3 protein-coding genes are annotated in these 4,253 nt (G+C 32.4%); 1 reads left to right on the top strand and 2 read right to left on the bottom strand.

Annotated elements, in window-relative coordinates:
- On the bottom strand, window positions 1–1,074 hold a 1,074-nt coding region (locus P8M54_RS03840; protein ID WP_300285412.1), incomplete at its 3' end, for a metallophosphoesterase.
- 25 nt (window positions 1,075–1,099) lie between these two features.
- Between P8M54_RS03840 and P8M54_RS03835 the strand changes: the two genes are divergently transcribed.
- Window positions 1,100–2,299 carry a Pycsar system effector family protein gene (locus P8M54_RS03835; protein ID WP_300285409.1) on the top strand — a complete coding sequence of 400 codons (1,200 nt, stop codon included), beginning with the start codon at window positions 1,100–1,102 and terminating at the stop codon, window positions 2,297–2,299.
- A 9-nt stretch (window positions 2,300–2,308) separates the two neighbouring features.
- Here P8M54_RS03835 and P8M54_RS03830 read toward each other — a convergent pair.
- A partial coding sequence (locus tag P8M54_RS03830) for a GAF domain-containing protein (protein WP_300285408.1) occupies window positions 2,309–4,253 on the bottom strand: 1,945 nt, incomplete at its 5' end.

Here is a 4,253-nt window from a genome sequence, read left to right as displayed (position 1 = left end):
GTCTAAAGTTGCAAATCCATTTTTACCATAAGAAAAGTCATTAGGGTACACTGCTTTTGCTGCTTGCGTTTTAGATCCAGCGCCACTAATAATTTGTTTGACGTTGTCTTTGTCTATGTACTGTAAATTGTGATCATGTCCTGACACTACGATGACATTATTGAATCCTTTAACTAAGGTTTGGATGCGGTCGCTTAAATCACGGTATTTTTTATTTTGAATATCCTGCGGACTAATACCAGATGTTTTGCGCAACAAATTCATGAAAGATCCTATAATCGGTAGAGGAATAGGTTGCTCCAACGGAAAAATCTGCTGTTTTAGGGAGAATTGTCCACCGTGGCTTCCGTTACTCATCAAGGGATGATGTAAGGCGAGCACTACTGTTTTTTCTTTATTCTTACTTAAAAGACTCTCTAATTCTGTTAAAAAGTCTTCACGTGTTTTAATGTCACAATTATCATTTATTGTAGGGATCTTATCCCAATCTTCTAGAAACCACTGGCTATCAATTGTAATTAATGTTACCAAGCTATCTATTTTGACATCGTCAATTGCACAAGACTTTTCAGGTAGAAAAGATTCTTTATCTTTAAGATGATTGGTAATAAATTCACTTTCTCTTTCAAGACCTTTAATGCCACTATACCAGTCATGATTACCTGGTATGAAAATAGTCTTTCCTTTAAAATCTTTAGTAAGTGCTAATTGTGAAACTAATTTGTTCTCTGCAATTGAGTGATTTTTTTTATCACTTTCGTCAGGCATTCCTTTAGGATAAATGTTATCTCCTAGAAATAGCAAGGTGGTATTTTTGTCTTCTGTTTTAATTTTGTCATGAAACAGTTCAAGAAATTGTTTAGGTTCTTCTTGATCAGCATTCCCGGCGTCGCCAATTAAATAAAAACGATGTGCAATTTTTGCCGTATCTTTTTCGTTATTAGGTACTGGATTTTCTACATCTTTACCATATTGCACGTGCTTAGTTGCACACGCTTGTAACAGCAAGATCGATATTGGAATATATAAGAATATTTTAGTTTTTATAAATGTATTATCCGGAAACAATTTCATAATTTAGTAGTATAAAAATTTGTATATGACCCTCCTCGAAAAAGCCAAAGAATTTGTTGGTAAATTACTCAAAGATAATCTTTCTATATCATTTACCTATCATAATTTTAATCACACTTTAAACGTGGTTGAGGCTGCTACAATACTAGCAAAATCAGAGGTTTTGAATGAAACAGATACAGAAATTTTACTTGTAGCTGCTTGGTTTCACGACACGGGTTATACTATGGGTTGTACAAATCATGAGCAATCAAGTATCGCCATTGTATCTCAGTTTTTAAAAGATAATAATAAGGAACAAGTTTTTATTGACGCTGTTGCAAAAGTGATCGAAGCTACCATTTATGATCGCAGTCCTCGTACGCAGTTAGAGAAAATTATTAAAGATGCTGACTACTCGCATTTTGCAAAGGAAGATTACTTAACTTTGTGTGAAAAGCTGAGAAAAGAATGGGAGGTAACTAGTCAGAAATTCTACTCTGATTTAGAATGGGCAAAAGAAAACCTACATATCATTTCACAATTTCATGTATATTACACCCAATATGCTCTAGAAAATTGGCAACCTATAAAAGAAAAAAATATACAATTGATTCAAAATAAAATTAACGACGATGTTGTTGCAGGAACAGTAGCAACTAAAGAAATAGAGGATAAGAAAAAGAAGAAAAAAAAATCAAAAAAGTTAAAGACCAGCAGGGGAGTAGATACACTTTTTAGAATTACTTTAAGTAATCACACGCGTCTAAGTGGTATTGCAGATAGCAAAGCCAATATCTTACTATCAGTTAATGCTGTTATCATTTCTATTGCATTGTCTTCTATTATTCCAAAATTAGATAGTCCAAATAATAGCTACTTAATCATCCCAACATTTATCATGTTGATGTTTAGTGTAATATCAATAATTTTTGCCATTTTGTCTACTCGTCCTAAAGTAACAACTGGTACTTTTACGAGGCAAGATATTGAAGACAAAAAAGTAAATTTATTGTTCTTTGGTAACTTCTTTAAAATGCCATTAGAAGAGTATGAGTGGGCAGTAAACGAAATGATGAAGGACGATAAATACTTGTACAACTCGATGATTAAAGATTTGTATTTTTTAGGGCTTGTATTAGAAAAAAAGTATAGCTTATTGAGGATTACCTACAATATTTTCATGCTAGGAATCATCGTATCTGTAATATCATTTGTTATTGCTTTCAACTCAATTCGTGGCTAAGGAAGTACTTTAATTAATTTCGTTAAGTAAATCTTCATAGCTGTAAGCTTCATCTGGAACATCAGTATTGCAAACTTTAATTCGTAATGCTCTCAATCCAGAGACACCTTGCAATTCTTGAACATCAAATTGCTCAATTGTAGGCTCGAGTATCTTCTTGAATTGCAGGAATTTAATATACTTTAAATACTCTTTCTCTTCGTAATCATTAGAATAAACGATTGTGATCTTTTCTTTTTGCGTGATGCGCTCTTTCGTTCCCTTAATATTAGCTTTGTCGATACGCTTTTTTACTACTTCATAACGTGCGTTGTAGGTTCCGTCTACGTCAAAACGTTTTTCATCCATTCTAAAACGAACGGATATCGGCGAACTAAAAACTAAGATAAGTGAAGTAACGTCAAGTTCGTATGGTAAAATAGATTTTAAGCGATGGTGCTCTAGTTCCATTTTACACAAAGTTTGCAATTGCCACAACCTTAAGTTGCTCAAGTACATAGTGTCAAAAGTTTGTGTAGGTGCAATTGAGGCACCAATATATAAATTGTGTTCTACACCGTCTGTCTTAAAACGTTCAAAATAATGAGGGAATATTTGTTGCGCCTCTTTTTGTTCATGATCTAAAATTGAAGCCATTTTTTTATTGATAATCGACATGGCATCGTCAAAGTTTTTTCTCGAATGATAAAATAATGCTGTCTTAGAATCTAATTCAGAAAAGTAGTTTGCAATCAATACTTTATTATCTTCGTCGATCTTTTCATTTCCTAAAATAGGATGAATCTCTTTTTGTATGTATGCTTGAATTTGCTGCTCAGTGTCTGCCATCAATTCTAAACTTAATTCATTGTAATAACTTTGCATCTCAAATTTAAGCTGCTCTAACAGAGGTACATTGTTGATTAAATTTAATCTATCGATAATATTTAACAACGTACTCAACTGATTTTTCAAATCTTCTTTTACAGTTTCATTGCGATGCTCAGAGGATCCTTTTATATCAATTTGTCCATACAAAGGGTAGACATCTTTAAATACGATTTCTTTAAAAATATAATCTTTATTCTTGTTACTTGACTTTAAATATTTTTCGACTTCCTTTTTAAATTTCCAGTAAACGCTAGAGTGAATTGCAGTATACTCGCGTTGAATTACTGCTTCTATTTGGTTTTCGATATCTACATTGTAGCGTTCGATTGTATCGATGACAAACGGAAGAACTAACTTTAAATTTGTAGCATTGACGCTGTTTAAACTTCTTATATTTGTAGAAACCAATTCAATTATTCCTAATAATTTTCCGCTCTTTACCACAGGAGCAAAAATGCAACTCTTGATATTTTGTTTTAATAAATGTTCGCCCAGTTTTTCATTGCCTTCAGTTTGCGCAAAGTGAGCAACATTCGAAATAGAAAGCATTTTTTGTTGATCAACAACATGAGCAATTGTACAATCCATAAAGGCATTGCTGCACGTCATCTCTGAGTGATCTGCCAATAAAAAACTTTTTACATCGTCATTATCATATGGCGGTCTAATAAATTTGTCTTCTTCTTCATTGTAAATTATTAGACCTACTCTAATATCGTTTAATTTGAATATAGATCTAAAAATTTTCTCAAACTTAGGGTTGCTTCTTTCTTGGTTGTCTTCTTTTAAAAGTAGGTTGCTTTTTAAGTTCGAAATAGCACTTTCGGTAGTTGCATCAAAAAGTGTGATGATACCAAATCCTTTTAAAATCCAACTCTCATTTGGGAATTTCTCTTTCCATAGTGCAATATCTTCGTAGTTGTCGATTAATTGTTCGATATCTTCACTGCTAAGTTCAGGAGCTTTATTTGTTTTTACAATTTCTATAAAATCAGCGTTGTAAAGTATTCTATAATGTTTAGTAATTCCGTTTTCGTCTGGAATATCATAAAATAAAGGCTTGGTAATATCAAACTGTTGTTTA

The sequence above is a fragment of the Flavobacterium sp. genome (assembly GCF_029242675.1).
In the GTDB taxonomy this organism is placed as follows: domain Bacteria; phylum Bacteroidota; class Bacteroidia; order Flavobacteriales; family Flavobacteriaceae; genus Flavobacterium.
Note: the sequence above shows the minus strand (reverse complement) of the source record. Positions and strands in the feature narration are given on the sequence as shown.